General features: G+C 67.7%; 21 protein-coding genes. 14 read left to right on the top strand and 7 right to left on the bottom strand.

Annotation, left to right across the window (positions count from 1 at the left end):
• The first annotated feature begins 6 nt into the window (after positions 1-6).
• The 5 genes from ACAV_RS09680 (at position 7) to ACAV_RS09660 (ending at position 4755) form a co-directional block, all read left to right on the top strand.
• The gene (locus ACAV_RS09680) at positions 7-540 is read left to right on the top strand and encodes a TRAP transporter small permease (protein ID WP_013594388.1); all 534 of its coding nucleotides are present in this window, start codon (positions 7-9) and stop codon (positions 538-540) included.
• A 57-nt stretch (positions 541-597) separates the two neighbouring features.
• Entirely contained in the window at positions 598-1911 is a 1314-nt protein-coding gene (locus ACAV_RS09675; RefSeq protein ID WP_174270271.1) for a TRAP transporter large permease, read from the top strand.
• A 40-nt stretch (positions 1912-1951) separates the two neighbouring features.
• Positions 1952-2332: a fluoride efflux transporter CrcB gene (crcB, locus tag ACAV_RS09670; RefSeq protein WP_013594386.1), complete on the top strand. Its 381-nt coding sequence runs from the start codon at positions 1952-1954 to the stop codon at positions 2330-2332.
• Between the two features lie 73 nt (positions 2333-2405).
• Positions 2406-3269 (top strand): LOG family protein, encoded by an 864-nt coding sequence (locus tag ACAV_RS09665; RefSeq protein ID WP_013594385.1) that lies wholly within the window; start codon positions 2406-2408, stop codon positions 3267-3269.
• Between the two features lie 436 nt (positions 3270-3705).
• Positions 3706-4755, top strand: coding sequence for a hypothetical protein (locus ACAV_RS09660; RefSeq protein WP_157768747.1), 1050 nt, complete (start codon positions 3706-3708; stop codon positions 4753-4755).
• A 20-nt stretch (positions 4756-4775) separates the two neighbouring features.
• On the opposite strand, the gene ACAV_RS09655 is transcribed toward ACAV_RS09660, so the two are convergent.
• From ACAV_RS09655 to pncB, 4 genes are all read right to left on the bottom strand, one after another.
• Complete coding sequence (locus ACAV_RS09655) at positions 4776-5975, bottom strand: MFS transporter (RefSeq protein WP_013594383.1); 1200 nt, start codon at positions 5973-5975, stop codon at positions 4776-4778.
• A gap of 1 nt (position 5976) precedes the next feature.
• Entirely contained in the window at positions 5977-7401 is a 1425-nt protein-coding gene (locus tag ACAV_RS09650; protein ID WP_013594382.1) for a DNA recombination protein RmuC, read from the bottom strand.
• A gap of 110 nt (positions 7402-7511) precedes the next feature.
• Positions 7512-8492: a 2-hydroxyacid dehydrogenase gene (locus ACAV_RS09645; protein ID WP_013594381.1), complete on the bottom strand. Its 981-nt coding sequence runs from the start codon at positions 8490-8492 to the stop codon at positions 7512-7514.
• A 72-nt stretch (positions 8493-8564) separates the two neighbouring features.
• Positions 8565-9773: a nicotinate phosphoribosyltransferase gene (gene pncB / locus ACAV_RS09640; RefSeq protein WP_013594380.1), complete on the bottom strand. Its 1209-nt coding sequence runs from the start codon at positions 9771-9773 to the stop codon at positions 8565-8567.
• Positions 9774-10066: 293 nt separating this feature from the next.
• On the opposite strand from pncB, the gene ggt reads away from it, so the two are divergent.
• The gene (gene ggt, locus ACAV_RS09635; protein ID WP_013594379.1) at positions 10067-12076 is read left to right on the top strand and encodes a gamma-glutamyltransferase; all 2010 of its coding nucleotides are present in this window, start codon (positions 10067-10069) and stop codon (positions 12074-12076) included.
• A gap of 62 nt (positions 12077-12138) precedes the next feature.
• Here the strand turns inward: ggt and ACAV_RS09630 are convergent, their stop codons facing one another.
• A complete protein-coding gene (locus ACAV_RS09630) occupies positions 12139-12624 on the bottom strand; it encodes an acyl-CoA thioesterase (RefSeq protein WP_041829113.1) in 486 nt (161 codons plus the stop codon).
• A gap of 225 nt (positions 12625-12849) precedes the next feature.
• Between ACAV_RS09630 and ACAV_RS09625 the strand changes: the two genes are divergently transcribed.
• The 6 genes from ACAV_RS09625 to hemP all read left to right on the top strand — a co-directional run bounded on the left by ACAV_RS09625 (position 12850) and on the right by hemP (position 16234).
• Positions 12850-13428 carry a phasin family protein gene (locus ACAV_RS09625; RefSeq protein WP_013594377.1) on the top strand — a complete coding sequence of 193 codons (579 nt, stop codon included), beginning with the start codon at positions 12850-12852 and terminating at the stop codon, positions 13426-13428.
• 228 nt (positions 13429-13656) lie between these two features.
• Positions 13657-13932, top strand: coding sequence for a (2Fe-2S)-binding protein (locus ACAV_RS09620; RefSeq protein WP_013594376.1), 276 nt, complete (start codon positions 13657-13659; stop codon positions 13930-13932).
• Positions 13933-14052: 120 nt separating this feature from the next.
• Positions 14053-14754, top strand: a complete 702-nt coding sequence (locus tag ACAV_RS09615; RefSeq protein ID WP_013594375.1) for an energy transducer TonB — start codon at positions 14053-14055, stop codon at positions 14752-14754.
• 36 nt (positions 14755-14790) lie between these two features.
• Positions 14791-15507, top strand: coding sequence for a MotA/TolQ/ExbB proton channel family protein (locus tag ACAV_RS09610; RefSeq protein WP_013594374.1), 717 nt, complete (start codon positions 14791-14793; stop codon positions 15505-15507).
• A 6-nt stretch (positions 15508-15513) separates the two neighbouring features.
• The gene (locus tag ACAV_RS09605) at positions 15514-15921 is read left to right on the top strand and encodes an ExbD/TolR family protein (protein ID WP_013594373.1); all 408 of its coding nucleotides are present in this window, start codon (positions 15514-15516) and stop codon (positions 15919-15921) included.
• A gap of 94 nt (positions 15922-16015) precedes the next feature.
• Positions 16016-16234: a hemin uptake protein HemP gene (gene hemP / locus ACAV_RS09600; RefSeq protein ID WP_013594372.1), complete on the top strand. Its 219-nt coding sequence runs from the start codon at positions 16016-16018 to the stop codon at positions 16232-16234.
• A gap of 194 nt (positions 16235-16428) precedes the next feature.
• On the opposite strand, the gene ACAV_RS09595 is transcribed toward hemP, so the two are convergent.
• Positions 16429-16836 carry a GlcG/HbpS family heme-binding protein gene (locus ACAV_RS09595; RefSeq protein WP_013594371.1) on the bottom strand — a complete coding sequence of 136 codons (408 nt, stop codon included), beginning with the start codon at positions 16834-16836 and terminating at the stop codon, positions 16429-16431.
• A 236-nt stretch (positions 16837-17072) separates the two neighbouring features.
• On the opposite strand from ACAV_RS09595, the gene ACAV_RS09590 reads away from it, so the two are divergent.
• Complete coding sequence (locus ACAV_RS09590; protein ID WP_013594370.1) at positions 17073-17765, top strand: Bax inhibitor-1/YccA family protein; 693 nt, start codon at positions 17073-17075, stop codon at positions 17763-17765.
• 139 nt (positions 17766-17904) lie between these two features.
• Positions 17905-18315 (top strand): hypothetical protein, encoded by a 411-nt coding sequence (locus ACAV_RS09585; RefSeq protein ID WP_013594369.1) that lies wholly within the window; start codon positions 17905-17907, stop codon positions 18313-18315.
• Positions 18316-18419: 104 nt separating this feature from the next.
• Here the strand turns inward: ACAV_RS09585 and rlmD are convergent, their stop codons facing one another.
• On the bottom strand, positions 18420-19892 hold the full coding sequence (gene rlmD, locus ACAV_RS09580) for a 23S rRNA (uracil(1939)-C(5))-methyltransferase RlmD (RefSeq protein ID WP_013594368.1): 1473 nt from the start codon (positions 19890-19892) through the stop codon (positions 18420-18422).
• Positions 19893-19914: the final 22 nt, after the last annotated feature.

Raw genomic sequence — 19914 nt, 5'->3', positions numbered from 1 at the left:
GCGTCCGTGCGTCGCTTCTTCGACCGGCTGTACCTCGCTGCAGGCGCCCTGGGCGCCGCCTGTGTCGCGCTGATCTGTGCGCTGATGATCGCCCAGAGCATCCTGCGCGAGGCGGGCGTGCGCACCGGCGCGCTCAACGATGTGGTGGCCTGGCTCTGCGCGGCCGCGGCCTTCTTCGCCATGGCCCATGCCTTCAAGCACGGGGACTTCGTGCGTGTCACCCTGCTGCTGGAAAAGCTGCCGCCGCGCCCGCGCCGCGCACTGGAACTGGCGGCGCTCGCCATCGGCACGGTGGCGACGGCCTACCTCGCCTGGTCCGCCTGCATGTTCACGTACGAGAGCTGGGAATTCAACGACGTGGCCCAGGGCCTGCTGCCGCTGCCGATGTGGATTCCCCAGTTGAGCTTCGCCATCGGCTCGGTGCTGCTGCTGGTGGCCGTCATGGACGAATTCCTCATCGTGCTGCGCGGCGGAACTCCGAGCTTCGTGCGCGCGGTCGAGGAGCGCCACGCGCGCGGGGACTTCTCCGCCGACATCTGAGGCGCCGCCGTTTCCGAGAATCCACGCTGCGCCGTGCGCGGCAGAAAGACCTGTGCCATGGACATCCTGATGGTGGGCGGCATCCTGCTGCTGCTGATGATCGTGCTGCTCGCGGGTGGCGTCTGGATCGCGATGACGCTGGCCATCTGCGGCTGGGTGGGCCAGGCCTTCTTCACCAGCACCCAGCCCGGCAAGAACCTGTTCTCGGCCTTCTGGGAGAGCAATGCAAGCTGGGAACTGGCCGCGCTGCCCCTCTTCATCTGGATGGGCGAGATCCTGTTCCGCACCCGGCTGAGCGAGGAGATGTTCGAAGGCTTGCGGCCCTGGCTCAACCGGGTGCCGGGCCGGCTGATGCACACCACCATCCTGGGCTGCGGCATCTTCGGCTCGGTGTCGGGATCCTCGGCCGCCACCTGCGCCACCATCAGCAAGGTCGCCCTGCCGGAGCTGCTGCGGCGCGGCTACGACGAGCGCCTGGCCCTCGGCTCGCTGGCCACGGCCGGCACGCTGGGCATCCTCATCCCGCCCTCCATCACCATGGTGGTGTACGCGGTGGCCGCCGATGCCTCCATCATCCGCATCTTCCTGGCGGGCTTCCTGCCGGGGCTGCTGCTCATGCTGCTGTTCTCGGGCTACATCGGCTGGTGGAGCCTGCGGCATCCCGACCGGGTGCCGGCGGCCGATCCGCCCACCACGTTGCGCCAGAAGATCCGGCAGTCGGGCCACCTCATCCCCGTCACGGTGCTGATCGTGTTCATCGTCTGGGTGCTGGTGGCAGGCTATGCCACGGCCACCGAGTGCGCGGCCTTCGGGGTGGTGGGATCGCTGGGCCTGGCGCTCTGGAGCCGGTCCTTGACGTGGCGGAATTTCTGCGAGGGCCTGATGGGCGCGACCCGCACCAGCTGCATGATCATGTTCATCCTCGCGGGCGCGGCCTTCCTCACCAAGACCATGGCCTTCACCGGCATACCGCGCGAACTGGCCGAATGGGTCGAATCCATGCACCTGCCACCCTATGCCCTGATCGCGGTGCTGACGATCGTGTACCTGGTGCTGGGCACGGCGCTCGACGGCATCAGCATGATCGTGCTCACCAGCGCGGTGGTGCTGCCGATGATCCAGAAAGCCGGCTTCGACCTGGTGTGGTTCGGCATCTTCATCGTGCTGCTGGTGGAGATCGCCGAGGTCACGCCGCCGGTGGGGTTCAACCTTTTCGTGCTGCAGAACATGACGGGCAAGGACAGCAATACCATCGCCCGCGCGGCGATTCCCTTCTTCCTCTGCCTGGTGGTCTGCATCGCGCTCATCACCCTCTTCCCGCAGATCGTCACCGTGCTCCCGGACCTGGTGATGGGCAAGGACGGGGGGTGACCCCCTCCGGGTGCCCTCGCGTCCTGACATACTCGGGGGCATGCTGCTCAATATCGCCGTCATCTGCCTGGCTGCCTGCGTCGGCGCCCTGATGCGCTGGGGCTTCGCGCTCTGGCTCAACCCGGGCGGTCTGATCCCCTGGGGCACGCTGGCCGTGAACCTCATCGGCGGCTACTGCATCGGCATCGCGCTGGCGGTGTTCACCAGCCGCCCCGACATCGATCCCGCGTGGCGCCTGCTGGTGATCACCGGCCTCCTGGGAACACTCACCACGTTCTCCAGCTTCTCCGGCGAAGTGGTCACCATGCTCATGCAGCAGCGTTACGGACTGGCTTTCGGCACCATCGCGCTGCACCTGGGCGGCTCCCTGGCCCTCACCTGGGCCGGCATGCGCTCGGCACTGTGGTGGCTGGCCCGCTGATCTGTCGCACACTCGCCACTGTCTCCCGCCATGGCCACGGCCATGCCATCTTCCCTTTCGCACCATCGCTTCCATGGAATCCAATACCGAACTCAACGAAAGCCGGCTGGCCAACGCCTGGGCCGAGCTGCACAACCATGCCGTGAACGGCAACCCGCTGCATGCGGATGCCTACCGCCTCGCCTTCGCGGACCCGGAATTCATGCTGCGCCGCGAGACCCGCGGCATCCGCTTCCAGCTCGAGATGCTCAAGCCCGACCTCGGGCAGACGGCCCAGGGCATCGAGAACACCGTGGTGGTGTACGGCAGCGCGCGCTTCCTGGCGCCCGAAGACGCCGCGCAGCAACTGGCCGATGCCGAGGCCAGCGGGGACGCTTCCCGCATCGCGCGCGCACAGCTGGCCGTGCGCAACGCCCGCTACTACGACCTCGCGCGCCGCTTCGCCGGCGTCGTGGCGAATTACAGCCAGCAGCTTCCGCCCTCCGACCGGATCTACATCTGCACCGGCGGCGGCCCGGGCATCATGGAGGCCGCCAACCGTGGGGCGCACGAAGCCGGGGCACTCAACGTCGGCCTGAACATCGCCCTGCCGCACGAGCAGAGCGGCAACCGCTACATCTCGCCGTCGCTGTCCTTCAAGTTCCACTACTTCGCGCTGCGCAAGATGCATTTCATGATGCGCGCGAAGGCGCTGGTCGCCTTCCCCGGCGGCTTCGGCACGCTCGACGAGCTGTTCGAGGTGCTCACCCTGGTGCAGACCGGCAAGGCCAAGCCGGTGCCGATCGTGCTGTTCGGCACCGAGTTCTGGAAGAGCGTGGTCAATTTCGAGGCACTGGTGGAACAGGGAACGATCTCGGCGGCCGACCTGAACCTCTTTCACTACACGGACGATCCGGAAGAAGCCTGGGGGTTCATCAAGGCGTTCTACAAGCTGTGAAGTGATCCGGAGGGCGGCAGCAACACGATTGCCGCACATACCCTTCGTCGCACCGGGAGGCCGTTCGCATACGCGGGACGGATGCAGGATGTGTGCAGTGCAGTATGACGGCCTGCACAGGTGCTGCCCCATGACCATCAATGCCACACCTCCCCGCTCCCCGCGACCGAGAACTGACTCGCCCTTCGCAACCGCCACGCCTTTGCCAGCGGAAAGCACCCGTGCCCCGGCAGCGGGCATTCCGCTGGCGCCGCGCACGAACGCTCTCTCCCCTCAGGGCGAAGGGAGTTCACCAAGGCCGCGGGCCGGGATGGAATCCCTGAAAACCCTTCGGCAACGTGGTGCAAAGGGCGCGCCAGGCACTTCGCGATCCCCACCCCCCGCAGGGAGAGCAAGCCCACCCGCCACGCCCGCCCCCCCGGCACAGCGCAGGACCTTGGCAGCCAGCGCCGTGGACATGGCGTACCGGGTCGCCAGCTATGCGTTCAAGGGGTATATCGGCTTTTCCGCGATCTATGTGCCTGCGATGGCCGGGTCGATGCTGTACCTGGGTGCCCGCCATCCAAAGGACCTCCTGTCCCATCCGGGGCAGACGCTCATGGGCGGTGCGAGCTTCAGCAACCGAGTCACCAAAGAAACGGTTCAGGAAGGCAGAGCGAATGTCATGGCTGCCTTTGGCTCCCACATTCCGGCAGACAGCGCCTGCCACAGCATCGTTCCGGTCATCGGGTTCCAAAGCCCGGATGCCTCCACCCGCGACTCCCATCTGATCCGCGAGAGGAACGGCCAACCCACCACCATGTACCTGTACCCTTTCGCATCCAATGCAGGGGCGCTGCACACGGTGCACCATGAATATGTGCATTGCGTAACCCATCCGGGCTTCGACAAGGCGATAAGGAAAAGCGAGCATTGGCGAACCCTCAACGAAGCACTCACCGAATATTTCGCCGACCAGCTCCCCGGCAGTTGGATCGGTAAACTGGGCGTTTACGATTTCAGCAAGCTGGCAAATGGCAAGCGATTGAAAGCTGCGGCGGCGGAACTGGAGGCCACCGTCGGCAAGGAAGTGCTGCGCAAGGCATTCTTCGCAGGAGATCCGCAGGCCATCTCGCAAGTAACGGATGTGGTATTGGACATCTGGCCCAAGCGGCCGAATTTCAGTGCCTGGCCCATGGTGCGGTGGCTACCCAGGCACCAGCAGCAAGCATTGGGAGAATGCTTCGTGGGCCTGTCCCTGCTCGACCAGCAAAAACTCCCGACCACCAGCCATAGCGTCTGGGCCTCCCAGTTGCTGCCGGTATGGACTTTCGACAGCATCTCGAAACAGCAGGCGCAGAGGATGCAGGAGCAGGCCGAGGAAGCCAGGAACCGGTTCGGACGCCCGTTCGACAGGGCGTTCTGCCACACCGACCCGGAAGTCCAGGCAGCCGCGATGCAGACGATCGGGGAGGAACTGGCGCGCTGGTGGAAGACCGTGCTCTAGTACAGCTGGTCGCAGAAACCTCAATGATGCGGTCCGGGTGCGTTGGCTTGGTGGTTGTCCGAAAGCCCGAGCCGCCTCGCAGACCGCGATCCGATTCCGACCACGCCCCCCACCACCCAGAACAACCCGGCCACGCCGATCAGCGCACCAGCCGAGCCGAACAGCACGGGCATCGCCACGCTGGATGCGTTGATCGCCATCAGGCGCAGGCCGAGCGCCTCGCCGTGGCGGTGGTGGGGCGTGATCTGGTGCAGCATGCTCATGATCATGGGCTGGACGGAGCCCAGCGCGAAGCCCAGCAGCACCGAGCACAGGCCCAGCGCCCAGGCGGTGGGCAGCAGCGGATAGACGGCGAAGAGGCAGGCTGTCGCCACCATGGCCCACATCACCACGGTGGCCTCCTTCAGGCGCGCGGCCACGAGCGGCATGAGCACGCGGATGGCCGCGGCGGCGATGGCGAACGCTCCCAGGATGGAGCCGATGACCGAGGCGGACAGCCCCCGCTCATGTCCCAGCAGCGGCACCACGAAGGTATGCACGTCCCAGCAGGACGACAGCAGCCAGTTCACCAGCAGCAGGCGGCGGAAGCCCGTGTCGCCCAGCAGGTCCCATGCACGGGGGCGCGGACCGCCCTCCGCCGCCGCGATGGGCGGCAGCTCCACCGTCGCACGCACCCAGAACCATGTGGCCACCGGCAGCAGCGCCGTGAGCGCGAAGGCTGCCCGATAGCCCTCCGTGCTGCCGGGCACCGGCCCCGCATGGTCGATCAGCAGGCCGGTGAAGAACGGCCCCACGAAGTTGGAAACGGCGGGCCCGATGGCCAGCCAGCTGAACACCCGCCGCAATTGCTCGGAGCCATGCGCAGCGCGGCCGACGTGGCGCTGCAGCGCGATCATCGCCGCACCGGAGGCTCCGCCGGTCAGCAGCGCGGCCAGGCAGAGCATGGGAAAGGACGGCCAGACGAGCGCGCCGGCCGCCCCTGCACTGGCCACGCCCACCGCCCAGCCGACCGGCCGCTTCAACCCGTGGCGGTCGGCATACCGGCCCGCCGGCAGGGAAAGGAACACCTGGGTCAGCGCGAACAGCGCCAGCAGGGCACCGACGGCCGCGGCGCTGTAGCCCTCGCGCAGTGCCAGCAACGGGGCCGCCAGGCGCATGCCGGTCATGCTGGCATGGATGCATATCTGGCCGGCGATCAGCCGTGCGAGCGCGGTGTCCATCTCAGTTCGACGCCTCCGGGCGATGGCCGGCGGGCGCTTCCACGGCCGGCGCCGCGCCGGCTTCGCCAGCGGGCAGCTCCTGCACGTCCCGCAGCCGCCGCTGGATGGCACGCGTGCGCACGCCCACCTCGTCGAAGCGCTTGGCGGCGGCGTCGATCGACTTGCGCGTGGCCTCCACCACATCGCCGAACTTGGCGAACTCCGTCTTCACCGCGCCCAGCAGCCCCCACACCTCGGAAGACCGCTTCTCGATCGCCAGCGTCTTGAAACCCATCTGCAGGCTGCTGAGCATCGCCGCGAGGTTCGCGGGCCCGGCCACCATCACCCGGCATTCGCCCTGCAGCGCCTCCACGAGGCCCGGACGGCGAACCACCTCGGCGAACAGCCCTTCGGTAGGCAGGTACAGCACCGCGAAATCCGTGGTATGCGGCGGCGACACATACTTGGCAGCGATCTTGCGCGCCTCGAAGCGGACCGCGGCCTCCAGCGCGTTGCCCGCCGCCAGGACGGCCGCCTTGTCCGCCGCGTCATGCGCGTCCAGCAGGCGCTGATAGGACTCCACCGGAAACTTCGCGTCGATGGGCAGCCAGACCGGTTCCTCCTGGCCCCGCCCCGGCAGGCGGATGGCGAACTCCACCATTTCGTCGCTGCCCGGCACCGTCTTCACGTTGCGCGCGTACTGCTCCGGCGCCAGCACGTTCTCGATGATGGCGCCCAACTGCAGTTCGCCCCAGGTGCCGCGCGTCTTCACATTGGTCATCACGCGCTTGAGATCGCCCACGCTGGCGGCCAGCGTCTGCATCTCGCCCAGGCCGCGGTGCACCTGCTCCAGCCGGTCGCTCACCATCCTGAACGACTCGCCCAGCCGCTGCTCCAGCGTGGCGTGCAGCTTCTCGTCCACGGTGCGGCGCATCTCCTCCAGGCGGGCCGCGTTGTCCGACTGGATGGCCGCAAGGCGCTCGTGCAGCGCGGTGCGCAGCGACTCCGAGGTCTGCGTCAGCTCGGCGCGGAAGGCGCCCAGCGCTTCCGCCAGTTCGCGGCGGGCCACGGCGGCATCGGCCTGTGCCTGGGCCATCCGCTGCCCCAGCCGTGCCTCGAAGGCATCGAAGCCTTCGCGCAGTTCCGCACGGCCCGAGCGGGCATCGTGCACTGCCTGGGCAAGCCGTTCATCCAGCACTTCCCGCTGGCCCTCCAGGTGCGCGTGCGTGGCCTGGGTAAAGCCGCGCAATTGCTGGGCCATGCCTTCCAGCGCGCCATCGTTCTTGGCGACGGCGAGTTGCGTGGCCTGCGCCACCTGCTCCAGGCGCTGCAGGCGCATGGCCCACTCGGGAGGAAGCTCGGGGCGAGGGCTGCGCAGCAGCAGCACTGCCAGGAGCACGATGATGGCCACGAGCATCGCGATCACCACCAGCCATTCGATCGACATGGAACTCCAGATGTTTCGGTTGCTATGCGTTCAGGTAAGAAGGTCGGCCCCGCAGGGCCTGCAGGCCGCGTGCCGAACGGGCGGCCGCAAAGCCGGAAAACGGAGGGCCGTCAGCGGGCCCTGGGCGTGTTCACGGGCGTGAGCGGGCCGCGGCCGTCGAAGAACGCGATCAGGTTGTCCGCCGCGAGGTTCGCCATGGCACGGCGCGTGGGCACCGTCGCGCTCGCGATGTGGGGCGTGAGCACCACGTTGGGCACCTTGAGCAGGTCCGGATGTACCTTCGGCTCGCCCTCGAACACGTCCAGGCCTGCCGCGGCGATGCGCCGCTCGCGCAGCGCCTGCGCCAGCGCGGCGTCGTCCACGATGCCGCCGCGTGCGATGTTGATCAGGTTGGCCGTGGGCTTCATCCGCGCGAGTTCAGCCGCGCCGATGGCATGGTGCGATTCGGGCGTGTAAGGCAGCACGAGCAGGAGGTGGTCGGCCTCGCGCAGCAGCTCTTCCTTGGACACATACCGGGCCTTGCATTCGGCCTCGAGCTCCGGCGAGAGGCGCGAACGGTTGTGGTAGATCACGTTCATGCCGAAGCCGTGCGCGCCGCGCCGCGCAATACCCTGGCCGATGCGCCCCATGCCGAGGATGCCCAGCGTGGAGCCGTGCACGTCGGAACCCGCGAACATGTCGTAGCTCCATTTGCTCCAGCGGCCTTCGCGCAGGTAGATCTCGCTCTCGGTCACGCGCCGGGCCGTGGCCATGAGCAGCGCGAAGCCGAAATCGGCCGTGGTTTCGGTGAGCACATCGGGCGTGTTCGTGGCCTGCACCCCTGCGGCCGTGAGCGCATCCACATCGAAATTGTTGTAGCCCACGGCCATGTTGGCCACGATGCGCAGGCGCGGGCAGGCCGCGACGAGCGCCGCGTCGATGCGCTGGCTGCCGGTGGTCAGCGCGCCGTCCTTGTCGGCGAGGCGCCGGGCCAGTTCCTCGGGGCTCCAGATCGCATCCTCGGGATTGGCCTCGACGTCGAAATGCCGGGCGAGGCGGTCCACCACGTCCGGGAAGATGGCGCGGGCAACGAGGATGCGGGGTCGGGTCATGGAGCGTGGGTTCCTGGTGAAGAAAGAGACAAGGCCGAAACGCCTGCGGCGGGCGGCGTGCGCCGGGCGGTCTCAGGCCGGCGAGGGAATCTCGAAGACCTGGCGCAGGTAGGCGAGGTATTTCTCGTCATCGCACATGCCCTTGCCGGGCGTGTCGGACAGCTTGGCGACGGGCTGCCCGTTGCAGCGCGTCATCTTGATGACGATCTGCAGCGGCTCGCAGCCCAGGTCGTTGGTCAGGTTGGTGCCGATCCCGAAGGCCAACTGGCAGCGGCCGTGGAACTGCCGGAACAGCTCGATCGTGCGCGGCACCGTGAGAGCATCGCTGAAGATCAGCGTCTTGGTGAGCGGATCGACGCGGTTGCGGCGGTAGTGCTCCAGCAGCCGCTCGCCCCAGGCGAACGGGTCGCCGCTGTCGTGCCGCGCGCCGTCGAACAGCTTGCAGAAATACAGGTCGAAATCGCGCAGGAAGGCGCTCATGCCATAGACATCGGACAACGCGATGCCCAGGTCTCCGCGGTATTCGCGCGCCCACATCTCGAAGCCGTAGATCTGGCTGTCGCGCAGCCGCGGCCCCAGCGCCTGGCAGGCCTGCAGGTATTCATGCGCCATGGTGCCGAGCGGCGTGACCCCGAGCTTCATCGCATAGAGCACGTTGCTCGTGCCCGCGAACTGCCCGGGTCCGGCGCGGCCGTCGGTGCGACGGTCGCCCGTGCCCAGCCGGGCCAGCAGCACGCGCAGCACCTCTTCGTGCCACGCGCGGCTGAAGCGCCGCCGGGTGCCGTAGTCGGCGATCTTCAGCTCCCCCAGCCCGTCTGCCTGCAACTGCGTGATCTTGGTGTCCAGCCGGCGGCGGCCCTCGGGGAAATCCGGCACCTTCTGCGTGTTGCGGAAGTACACCTCGTTCACGATCGCCAGCACCGGGATCTCGAACAGGATGGTGTGCAGCCACGGCCCGGCGATCCGGATGTCGATCTCTCCCGAGGCCAGCGGCATGACGGTGATGTATTTCTCGTTGAGGCGGAAAAGCCCCAGGAAATCCACGAAATCGCTCTTCACGAAGCGCAGCGAGCGCAGGTACATCAGCTCCGCGTCCTGGAATTGCAGGCTGCAGAGCGAGCGGATCTCGTCGCGGATCTCGGCCGCATAGGGCGCGAGCTGCACGCCGGGGTTGCGGCACCGGAAGCGGTACTCCACCTGCGCTCCGGGAAACTGGTGCAGCACCACCTGCATCATGGTGAACTTGTACAGGTCGGTATCGAGCAGGCTGGTGATGATCATGGAAGAGGCATCGGCGCGCGGACCGGCAGAGGGAGCCGGGGCGCGGAAGGGAAAGCTGCAGGCGCGCCGTGCATTGTGTCACCAAGCGCGCCATCGCGTACGCGCACCCCGGGACCACGGCCGCGCCCTGCATGCCCGCGCCGGCTGTGCAGTTCCACGATGCGGGCCGGACGTCCCCGGCCTCCCGCAACCCCGGCGAACCACCTATGCTTGCGGGGCGCCCCGGGAGAGGGAGACTCCCGGCTTTCCGCGCACCTCCTACACATCCTCCACCAACAAGAAAGCGACTCCGGATGCACAGCCTCGGCAAGCCTCACTCACCATATTCCCCACCCCCCGCATGGGGCCTTCCCGCAGCGCTGGCCGCTGCGCTGCTGGCCCTCTCGGGCTGCGGCGGGAGCGGCAACGGCGGAACGGCCCTCATGCCCAGCCAGGACAACGCCTGCGCCGTGACCAGCGACAACGGCCTGGTCACCGTCGGCTCCGGCCTGCCCGGCGATCCGGCCGCGCCCGAGCCAGCCTCCGGCTACCGTGTCGGCAAGACGGCGGTCTATGCGAAGCAGTACATGGTGACCACGGCCAATCCGTATGCGTCGCGTGCCGGGTGCGAAGTGCTGAAGAAAGGCGGTTCGGCCGTGGACGCCGCCGTCGCCGTGCAAATGGTGCTCGGGCTGGTGGAGCCGCAATCCTCCGGCCTCGGAGGCGGCGCCTTCATGCTGCACTACGACGCGGCCCAGAAGAAGGTCCAGGCCTACGATGGCCGCGAGACCGCCCCGGCGGCCGCGACCGCCGACTACCTGCGCTGGGTCAGCGATGCCGACCGCACTGCGCCCCAGCCGGGCGGCGCACGCGCCAGCGGCCGCTCCATCGGTACGCCCGGCGCCGTCCGCATGCTCGAACTGGCCCACCGCGACCACGGGCGGCTCGCCTGGGGCGACCTGTTCCAGCCGGCCGAGCAACTGGCGCGTGGCGGCTTCCCAATCGGCGGCCGCATGGCCGCGGCCATTTCCGGCTCTGCCTCCGGCCTGGCGCGCGACGCAGAGGCCGTGGCCTACTTCTTCAATGCCGACGGGACGCCCAAGGCCCTGGGCACGGTGCTGAAGAACACCGCCTATGCCGACACGCTGTCCGCCATCGCCCGCAACGGCGCCGATGCCTTCTACACGGGCCCGATCGCCCAGGGCATCGTCGCGAAGATCCAGGCCACCAGCGGCGGCTCGCCGGCCGTCGCCATCACGCCGGGCCTGACACAGCTGAGCGACCTGGCGGACTACCGCGCCAAGCGCCGCGACCCGGTGTGCACCACCTACCGCGACTACTGGGTGTGCGGCATGTCGCCCCCCTCTTCCGGCGGCATCGCCGTGGCCTCTGCGCTCGGCATCCTGGAGAACTTCGATCTCTCGCAGTACAAGCCCACGGCCATCGACCTCGAGGGCGGCAAGCCCACGGTGATGGGCGTGCACCTGGTCAGCGAGGCCGAACGCCTGGCCTATGCCGACCGCGACAAGTACGTGGCCGACACCGACTTCGTCCCACTGCCCGGCGGCTCCCCCGCACGCATGCTCGACAAGTCGTACCTGCGCACGCGCGCCGGCCTGATCAGCACCACCCGCAGCATGGGCACCGCCGCGGCAGGCGACTTCGGCACCGGCGCGGCCGGCGTCGTGCCGCTCGAGGAACGCGGCACCACGCACTTCACCATCGTGGACAAGGACGGCAACGCCGTCGTCATGACCACCACGGTCGAGGCCAGCATGGGCTCCTTCCACATGACCCAGGGCTTCCTGCTCAACAACCAGCTCACCGACTTCGCCTCCACGCCCACGGATGCCTCCGGCGCGCCGGTCGCCAACCGCGTGGAGCCCGGCAAGCGCCCGCGCAGCTCCATGGCGCCGACCCTGGTGTTCCGCAAGGCGGCCGACGGCAGCATGGGCGATTTCGTGATGGGCACGGGCTCGCCCGGGGGCGGCACCATCATCCAGTACGTGGTGAAGACCGTGGTCGGTGCGCTCGACTGGGGCCTGGATGCCCAGCAGGCCACCTCCCTGGTGGACTTCGGCGCCAGCAACAGCGCCACGACCTCGGTGGGCGGCGAGCACCCCAACGTCAACACGGCGAACAACGGCAACGATGATCCGCTGGTCACGGGCCTGCGCGCGCTAGGCCATACGGTCTCGACCTCCGCCCAGTCGAGCGGCACGGCCACGATCCTGCGGGTGAACCGCAACGGCGCCAGCGTGCTCCAGGGCGGAGCCGATCCGCGGCGCGAAGGCGTGGTGCTGGGCGACACCTTCAAGCCCTGACGCGCCGCCATCCGGTGCCGGCGATGCCGGTGCCGGATGCGGCTTAGGCGGCGCCGCCCGCCTCAGCGGACCGCGGCGTTGGCCTGGCCGAGCGGCGCCAGCGCCCGGCGCAGCGGCTCCGGCAGCGTCCGTGGCCGGCGATCCTCCCGGCCCACGTACACATGCACGAAGTGGCCTGCGGCGGCCGAGAGCGGCTCGCCCTGGGCAAACAGCCCCACTTCATAACGCACGCTGCTCGATCCCAGGTGCGCGACACGGATACCCGCCTCGATGGTCTGCGGGAAAGCCAGCGGCGCGAAGTAATTGCACTGCGTTTCCACCACCAGCCCGATGGTGTCCCCGCCATGGATGTCGAGCGCGCCCTGCTCGATCAGGTAGGCGTTCACGGCGGTGTCGAACCAGCTGTAATAGACGACGTTGTTGACGTGTCCGTAGATGTCGTTGTCCGCCCAGCGGGTGGTGATGCTGCGGAACACGGGATAGCGGTCGCGCGCCTCGGGCGCGCGCCGCGGCGCCGGCGGGGCGGCGCGAGGCGTGGCGATGGTCATGGCGGCCCATTCTGCCAGCCGCTCCATCCGGGCCGCCCGCGGGATGGTGCCCCAGGTTTTGGAGGGATGACTCTAAACATGCTGCAGTGCAGCAAAAAGGCTTGCACCAACAGGCAAAGTCTCTAGAATTCGTTCCATGCTGCACTGCAACATGAACATGGCGTAGCGCGGTTCCATCCACTTGGCTTAGGTCCGGCCACCGGACTGTTTTCAGAGGAGATACCTATGTCGCTGACCCCCGAACAACTCATCGCTTCCCAGAAGGCCCACCTGGACACGCTGTTCGGCCTGACCAACAAGGCCTTCGAGGGCGTCGAGAAGCTGGTCGAACTGAACGTGACCGCATCGCGCGCCACGCTGAGCGAAGCCGCCACGCATACCCAGGCCCTGCTGTCGGTCAAGGACCCCCAGGAACTCCTCTCGCTGCAAGCAGCCTTCTTCCAGCCCCTGGCCGAGAAGACCGCCGCCTACAACCGCCACCTGTACGAAATCGCCTCCGGCACCACCGCCGAGTTCGGCCGCGCCTTCGAAGCCCAGGCCGCTGAAATCCAGCGCAACTTCACCAATCTGGTGGACACCGCCGCCCGCAATGCCCCCGCCGGCACCGAAACCGGCGTGGCCGTGTTCAAGAGCGCCGTGTCCGCCGCCAACAATGCTTTCGAAACCGTCCAGAAGGCCGTCAAGCAGGCCAGCGACGCGGCTGAAGCCAACTTCAACGCAGTGACCAACACGGCCACTGCCAATGCCGCCTCGGCCACCAACGCCGCCGCAGCAGCCACCTCGGCTGCCCTGCGCAAGCGCTGAGCCGCGGGCCCACCCGTTGTCTCCTTGGATCCTCCCGAACGCCACGTTCCTGGATCCATTTCAAAGCCCGGCGCCCGCCGGGCTTTTTTTTGCCTGCATGCAGCAGGACCTGCAGGATGCACCACGGACCGGGAACATTTCTCGCGGTGCCGGACTCCAATGATTGCAAATGCGATGAATTCGCATTTATAATGCATTGTCGTCCACACCAGCCATAACTGCAGCCCCATGATCGTTTGTGTATGCCGCCGGGTTTCTGACCGGGAAATCGCACGTCACGCGCATGCGGGGTTGAGCTTCGACGAGATCCAGTTCGAGCTCGGCGTAGCCACCCAGTGCGGCCGGTGCGAATCCTGCGCACGCGACGTCGTCGCCCGTTGCGGCACCAAGCATTCGGTGGCCGCCCTGCACAAGGAAGAGATCGCGCCGCAGACCATCCAGCTTGCCCCCGCCATCCTGGAAAGCAAGGCATGGAACTCCTCTTCATCCTCGCTGGCAGCCTGATCCTCGTCGTGGGATCCATGTGGTGGATCTTCCGCAAGTAAGCAACTCCCCTTTGCCTCTGCCCTGCACGGTGCGCCCGCACCGGCCTTCCCTCCACTGCGCAGGCAAATACCTTTTCCTATGTCCCAGTTTGATCGCTATGGCTCCCCCGGGGGCGTGAGCCGCAATGCGGTGATCGCCGGTTCGGTCGTATTGCTCCATGTGGCGGGCCTCTGGGCCCTGCAATCCGGCCTGGTACGCAAGGCGGCCGAGGTCATCGTCCCCGCGGAAGTGCTGAGCGAGTTCATCACGCCCCCCGCGCCTCCGACGCCACCGGCTCCGCCGCCCCCCCCGAAGCCGGCCCCTCCTCCCCCCAAGCCCGCACCGCGCACGCCGGCCCCGCGTCCGGCGCCCATGCCCGTGGCCATCCCGGATCCCGCACCGGCGCCGAATGCGCCGGTCGGCATCGCCGAGCCGCAGCCGCCTGCGCCCCCGATCGCGGCGCCCCAGGCGCCGCCCGCACCGCCACCGGCCCCGCCGGCCCCTCCCGCGCCCCCGAAGGTCGAGTTGCCTTCCAGCGATGCGGCCTACCTGAACAACCCCAAGCCCTCCTACCCGGCGATCAGCCGCCGGCTGGGCGAACAGGGCAAGGTGGTCGTGCGCGTATTGATCGGCGCGGACGGCCTTCCGCAAAAGGTGGAGCTCAACAAATCCAGCGGTTACGACCGGCTGGACCGCCTGGCGATGGAAACGGTGATGCGCTACAAGTTCGTGCCCGGCAAGCGCAACGGTGTCCCCGAAACCATGTGGAACCTGGTTCCGTTCAATTTCGTCCTCGATTAAACGTCTCGAATATCTCTTTCAGCTTCAGGAGTTCTCATGGAATCGCATTTCGGCATTGCCAACGTCTGGATCCAGGGTGATTTCGTCACCCGGGCCGTCGCCGTGCTGCTGCTCGGCATGTCGCTCGCCTCGTGGATCGTCATCCTCATCAAGGCGCTGGACATCATCAAGTTCAAGAAACACGCCCGCGCCGCACGCGACTTCTGGCACAGCGAGGATTTCGCCGCGGGCATGGAAAAGCTCGGCAGCGATGCCGACAATCCGTTCCGCCACCTCGCGCTCGAAGGCCGCGAGGCCACGGCCCACCACCGCAATACCAAGGCGCACCTGCACGACAGCCTGGACGTCAGCGACTGGATCACGCGCAGCCTGCGCAACTGCATCGACGAATTCACCGCCCGCCTGCAATCGGGCCTCGCCATCCTGGCGTCGGTCGGCTCCACCGCGCCGTTCATCGGCCTCTTCGGCACCGTCTGGGGCATCTACCACGCCCTCGTGGCGATCGGCACCTCGGGCCAGTCCACCATCGACAAGGTGGCCGGCCCGATCGGCGAAGCACTCATCATGACCGCGCTGGGCTTGGCCGTGGCCATTCCCGCGGTGCTGGGCTACAACGCGCTGGTGCGGGGCAACAAGTCCATCCTGAACGGCCTCAACAGCTTCGCGCACGACCTGCATGCCTACTTCGTGACCGGCGCCCGCGTCAGCGCCCCTGCCGACCAGGGCAAGGTCCTGCCCATCAAGAAAGGCTGACGCGCCATGGCATTCGGAACCCAGGACGACGCCGACGAGGTGATGAACGAGATCAACATGACGCCCCTGGTGGACGTCATGCTGGTGCTGCTCATCATCTTCATCATCACCGTGCCGGTCATGAAGCATGCGGTGCCGGTGGACCTGCCGCGCGCCTCCGCCGAGCGCGAAAACGTCAAGCCCGAGACCATCCGCCTGAGCGTGACGGCCGACGGCAAATACCACTGGAACGAGACGGACATCAGCGACGAGGAGCTGGAGCCGCGCCTGAAAGCCGAGGCCGCCAAGGACCCGCAGCCCGACCTGCACATCCGCGGCGACAAGAGCGTGCGCTACGAGCGCGTGGCCCAGGCCATGGCGGCCGCGCAGCGCGCAGGCGTGCGCAAGATCGGCTTCGTCACCGATCCGCAGTGAGGCAACAAATATTTGCAATAAAGCCAGGCACGGCCTTGACGCTCAATTGAGAATGGTTATCATTAATTCATTGCCAACGCACCGAGGATCCCCCATGCACGCCAGCCTGACCGCCCTGTCCCCTTCCGCAGCCTTCTTCGGCGCCCCGGGCTCCGACCGGCAGGCCGAGGCCCACGGGCGCGCGGCGCCTTCGGCCCCCGCGGTGGACAGCAGCGAACTGCTCAAGGGGCAGAAGACCGTGGCGATCTTCCACAACGGCTCCATCTACCGCCTGCAGGCCACGAAGCTCGGCAAGCTGATCCTCACCAAATAGGTTTCATCGTGGGGCGACTCCCGGACCGCCTGCCGGTCCGCCGGGTCGTATTCGCCAGCCAACGGTTCGCCCGCGTAGCCAGGCTTTTTTTCCCACTGCATCTCCCAAAGAAAAACCGGCCTCCCGAGGCCGGTTTTTTTGCTTCTGGCCTGCACCTCGAGGGTGCGGGCGTCGGCAGATGCCGGATCGCCGGATCAGAGGCCGATGGCCGCGATGCCGGCACGGGCGATCTGTGCGTCCTCGCTGGATTTGACGCCGCTCACGCCCACGGCGCCCAGGCACTGGCCGTCCTTCAGGATCGGCACGCCGCCCTCGAGCATGCCGTCGATGAACGGGGCCGTCAGGAAGGCGGTGCGGCCGCCGTTGATGATGTCCTCGTATACCTTGCTCTCGCGGCGGCCCAGGGCCGCCGTGCGGGCCTTGCCGGGGGCGATGTGGGAAGACAGGGGCGCGGCACCGTCCAGGCGCTGCAGCGACAGCAGGTGGCCGCCGTCGTCCACGATGGCGATGGTCACCGCCCATCCGTTGCGCAGGGCTTCGGCCTCCGCGGCTGCGGCGATTTTCTTGACGTCGGCGAATTCGAGCTCGTGTTTGGTCTTCATGGGATCGGTGGAATGGAAAACGGATGGAGGAACGGCAGGCCGCAGCCGCGTCTGCCGGTACGGAACCTGCGGAGGATATCGCCCGCATCGCCCGCCACCGGGCTGTCCACGGCAAAACACTGCATCCCAAAAGGTCGGGAGTGGCAAAGGTTATTTGAAAGCTGATTGAAAGCCACCACCTAGAATTTGCCGGTCTGCACTTCGCAGGCCTCAACAGGCAAAGGGAGCAAGAGAAGATGAATGACCAAGTCACCGTTCTGGGCTCTGCGGGCTACGGCGTCTCGCAGGAGCAGCGGCAGCGCGTGCTGCGCAATACCTACTGGCTGCTCGCACTGAGCATGGTGCCCACGGTGCTGGGCGCCTGGCTGGGAGTGGCCACCGGCATCACACAGTCCCTGCGGGGCGGCGTGGGCCTGATCGTCTTCCTGGGCGGCGCCTTCGGCTTCATGTTCGCCATCGAGAAGACCAAGAACTCGGCGGCCGGCGTGCCGGTGCTGCTGGGCTTCACGTTCTTCATGGGCCTCATGCTCTCGCGCCTGATCGGCATGGTGCTGGGCTTCAAGAACGGCACCGACCTCGTCATGACGGCCTTCGCCGGCACAGCCGGCGTGTTCCTGGTCATGGCCAGCCTGGCCACCGTGATCAAGCGCGACCTCTCCGGCATGGGCAAGTGGCTCTTCGTGGGCGCCATGGTCCTGCTGGTGGGCTCGGTCATCAACGTGTTCGTGGGCTCCTCGGCCGGCATGATGGCCATCTCGGTGGCGGCCATCGGCATCTTCAGCGCCTACATGCTGTATGACCTGAAGCAGATCATCGACGGCGGCGAGACCAACTACATCAGCGCCACGCTGGCGCTGTACCTGGACCTCTTCAACGTGTTCCAGAGCCTGCTGGCCCTGCTGGGCATCATGGGCGGCGAGCGCGACTGACGCCGCGGCATGCTCCGGAGGGCCCCGGCCCTTCCGGCAGGAAAAGAAGGCCTCCCGCGTGGAGGCCTTTTTGCTTTTCCTCAGGGCGGGCGCACACGGGCCTCAATGATCCGGCGCAGCGGCCGATAATGACGGGAAGATGCCACACCGCCGCACAGCCCTCCCCTCCGCCCGGCCGGCCGGCCGCCGGCTTTCCTGGCTCGTGGCATGCGCGGCGGCCCCGCTGCTGCTGTCGGGCTGCGACATTCCCGGGCTGGGCCCCGATCCACGCGCAGTGCAGAAGGAAGCCGAGGCCAAGGCCATCGGCGGCGCCTGCCGGCACGCCCTGCGGGGCCTGGAGGACTGCTTCACCCTCAACCCCAAGGCCTCGAAGGCCCAGGTGTTCGCCGGTTGGAAGGAAATGGACCAGTACATGCGCGAGAACAAGCTGGAGGGCGCGCCCTCGGTGCTGGGCAACCTGGAGAAGCCCCCAGCCACCCCGGCCCGCCGCACGGAAGAAGGCCGCGCCGACGAAACCCGCGAAGGCGGATCCGGCCGCAGCCGGAGCTGAAGCCGCCTTCACCCGGCAGGCGGTCTGCTCCGTCGGCCCGCAAACCCGGGCCCGCGGGCCGCTCAAGCAACGGCGCCGCCCGGCTCCCGAATTCCGTCCAGATCTCAGGCGCGCTCGAACACCGCCATGCTCTCGACGTGCGCCGTGTGGGGGAACATGTTCACCACCCCGGCCGCCACGCAGCGGTAGCCCGCCTGGTGCACCAGCAGCCCTGCGTCGCGCGCCAGCGTGGCCGGATTGCAGCTCACATAGACGATGCGCTGCGGCGGCGTCCAGCCCTCGGCCGAAGCGGGCAGCGCCGGCGCATCTTCCGTACCGATGCGTGCCTGGTGGATGTCGGCCAGGGCCTTGGCGAGCGCGAAGGCCCCCTCGCGCGGGGGATCCACCAGCCACTTGTCGGCCACGCCGTCGGCGATCAGCATCTCGGGCGTCATCTCGAACAGGTTGCGCGCCACGAACGTGGTGGGGGCCAGCGCCTGCCCCTGCGGCCGGTCGTCCTGGTTCTTGCGGTAGTTCTCTCGCGAGCGGGCGACGAGCGCCTCGCTGCCCTCGATGCCGACGACTTCGCGGGCCTGCGTGGCGATGGGCAGCGTGAAATTGCCCAGGCCGCAGAACCAGTCGATCACCCGGTCGGCGCGGCCCGCATCCAGCAGGCGCAGCGCACGCGTGACCAGCACGCGGTTGATGTGCGGGTTGACCTGCGTGAAGTCGGTGGGCTTGAAGGGCATGGTGATGCCGAAATCCGGCAACGCGTAGTTCAACTGCGGACCGCCTTCTTCGAGCAGGTGCACGGTGTCCGGGCCCTTGGGCTGCAGCCACCACTGCACGCCATGCGCGGCGGCGAAGGCGCGCAGCCGGTCCAGGTCGGCTTCGGAGAGCGGCTCCAGGTGGCGCAGCACCAGCGCGGTGACGTCGTCGCCGCAGGCCAGCTCGATCTGCGGGCAGGTGTCGCGCGCGTCCATGGACGCGATCAGTGCGCGCATGGGCATCAGCAGGGCACTCACGTGGGGCGGCAATACGGGGCAGACTTCCATGTCGGCGATGTAGCGGCTCTTGCGCTCGTGGAAGCCCACCAGCACCTTGCCCTTCTTGGCGACGTGCCGCACGGCCAGGCGCGCGCGGTAGCGGTAGCCCCAGGCGGGCCCTTCGATGGGCCGCATCACGGTTTCCGCCTTCACCTTGCCCAGGTGCCAGAGGTTGTCCTCCAGCACGCGCTGCTTGACGGCCACCTGGGCGCCGACGTGCAGGTGCTGCATCTTGCAGCCGCCGCAGGCGCCGGCATGCAGCCCGAAATGGGGGCACCCCGGGCGCACGCGCTGGGGAGATTCGCGATGGATGGCAGTGAGGCTCGCCTGCTCCCAGTTGTTCTTCTTGCGGTGCGTGTTGGCGCTCACCCATTCGAAGGGCAGCGCACCGTCGATGAAGACGACCTTGCCGTCGGGCCTGCGGGCCACGCCCTGGGCGTCCATGTCCATGGAGGTGACGTCCAGCCAGCCGGGCGGGAGGTCGGTGCGCCCCTGCACGGGCGTGGAGGAAGGGTCCTGGAGGATCTCGGGATGTTCTGTGGGGTCGCTCATCCCCCGATTGTCTCAGGCCGGC

It is taken from the genome of Paracidovorax avenae ATCC 19860, from assembly GCF_000176855.2.
GTDB classification, from domain to species: Bacteria; Pseudomonadota; Gammaproteobacteria; order Burkholderiales; family Burkholderiaceae_C; genus Paracidovorax; species Paracidovorax avenae.
The sequence above is the reverse complement of the archived record's forward strand: the minus strand, read 5'-3'. Positions and strand labels throughout refer to the sequence as shown.

Excerpts from the sequence above, each read along its gene's own strand:
- ACAV_RS09675 (WP_174270271.1), top strand. The coding sequence starts at position 598 with ATGGACATCCTGATGGTGGGCGGCATCCTGCTGCTGCTGATGATCGTG.
- crcB (WP_013594386.1), top strand. The coding sequence starts at position 1,952 with ATGCTGCTCAATATCGCCGTCATCTGCCTGGCTGCCTGCGTCGGCGCC.
- ACAV_RS09665 (WP_013594385.1), top strand. The coding sequence starts at position 2,406 with ATGGAATCCAATACCGAACTCAACGAAAGCCGGCTGGCCAACGCCTGG.
- ACAV_RS09655 (WP_013594383.1), bottom strand. The coding sequence starts at position 5,975 with ATGGACACCGCGCTCGCACGGCTGATCGCCGGCCAGATATGCATCCAT.
- ACAV_RS09650 (WP_013594382.1), bottom strand. The coding sequence starts at position 7,401 with ATGTCGATCGAATGGCTGGTGGTGATCGCGATGCTCGTGGCCATCATC.
- ACAV_RS09645 (WP_013594381.1), bottom strand. The coding sequence starts at position 8,492 with ATGACCCGACCCCGCATCCTCGTTGCCCGCGCCATCTTCCCGGACGTG.
- pncB (WP_013594380.1), bottom strand. The coding sequence starts at position 9,773 with ATGATCATCACCAGCCTGCTCGATACCGACCTGTACAAGTTCACCATG.
- ggt (WP_013594379.1), top strand. The coding sequence starts at position 10,067 with ATGCACAGCCTCGGCAAGCCTCACTCACCATATTCCCCACCCCCCGCA.
- ACAV_RS09630 (WP_041829113.1), bottom strand. The coding sequence starts at position 12,624 with ATGACCATCGCCACGCCTCGCGCCGCCCCGCCGGCGCCGCGGCGCGCG.
- ACAV_RS09625 (WP_013594377.1), top strand. The coding sequence starts at position 12,850 with ATGTCGCTGACCCCCGAACAACTCATCGCTTCCCAGAAGGCCCACCTG.
- ACAV_RS09620 (WP_013594376.1), top strand. The coding sequence starts at position 13,657 with ATGATCGTTTGTGTATGCCGCCGGGTTTCTGACCGGGAAATCGCACGT.
- ACAV_RS09615 (WP_013594375.1), top strand. The coding sequence starts at position 14,053 with ATGTCCCAGTTTGATCGCTATGGCTCCCCCGGGGGCGTGAGCCGCAAT.
- ACAV_RS09610 (WP_013594374.1), top strand. The coding sequence starts at position 14,791 with ATGGAATCGCATTTCGGCATTGCCAACGTCTGGATCCAGGGTGATTTC.
- ACAV_RS09605 (WP_013594373.1), top strand. The coding sequence starts at position 15,514 with ATGGCATTCGGAACCCAGGACGACGCCGACGAGGTGATGAACGAGATC.
- hemP (WP_013594372.1), top strand. The coding sequence starts at position 16,016 with ATGCACGCCAGCCTGACCGCCCTGTCCCCTTCCGCAGCCTTCTTCGGC.
- ACAV_RS09595 (WP_013594371.1), bottom strand. The coding sequence starts at position 16,836 with ATGAAGACCAAACACGAGCTCGAATTCGCCGACGTCAAGAAAATCGCC.
- ACAV_RS09590 (WP_013594370.1), top strand. The coding sequence starts at position 17,073 with ATGAATGACCAAGTCACCGTTCTGGGCTCTGCGGGCTACGGCGTCTCG.
- ACAV_RS09585 (WP_013594369.1), top strand. The coding sequence starts at position 17,905 with ATGCCACACCGCCGCACAGCCCTCCCCTCCGCCCGGCCGGCCGGCCGC.
- rlmD (WP_013594368.1), bottom strand. The coding sequence starts at position 19,892 with ATGAGCGACCCCACAGAACATCCCGAGATCCTCCAGGACCCTTCCTCC.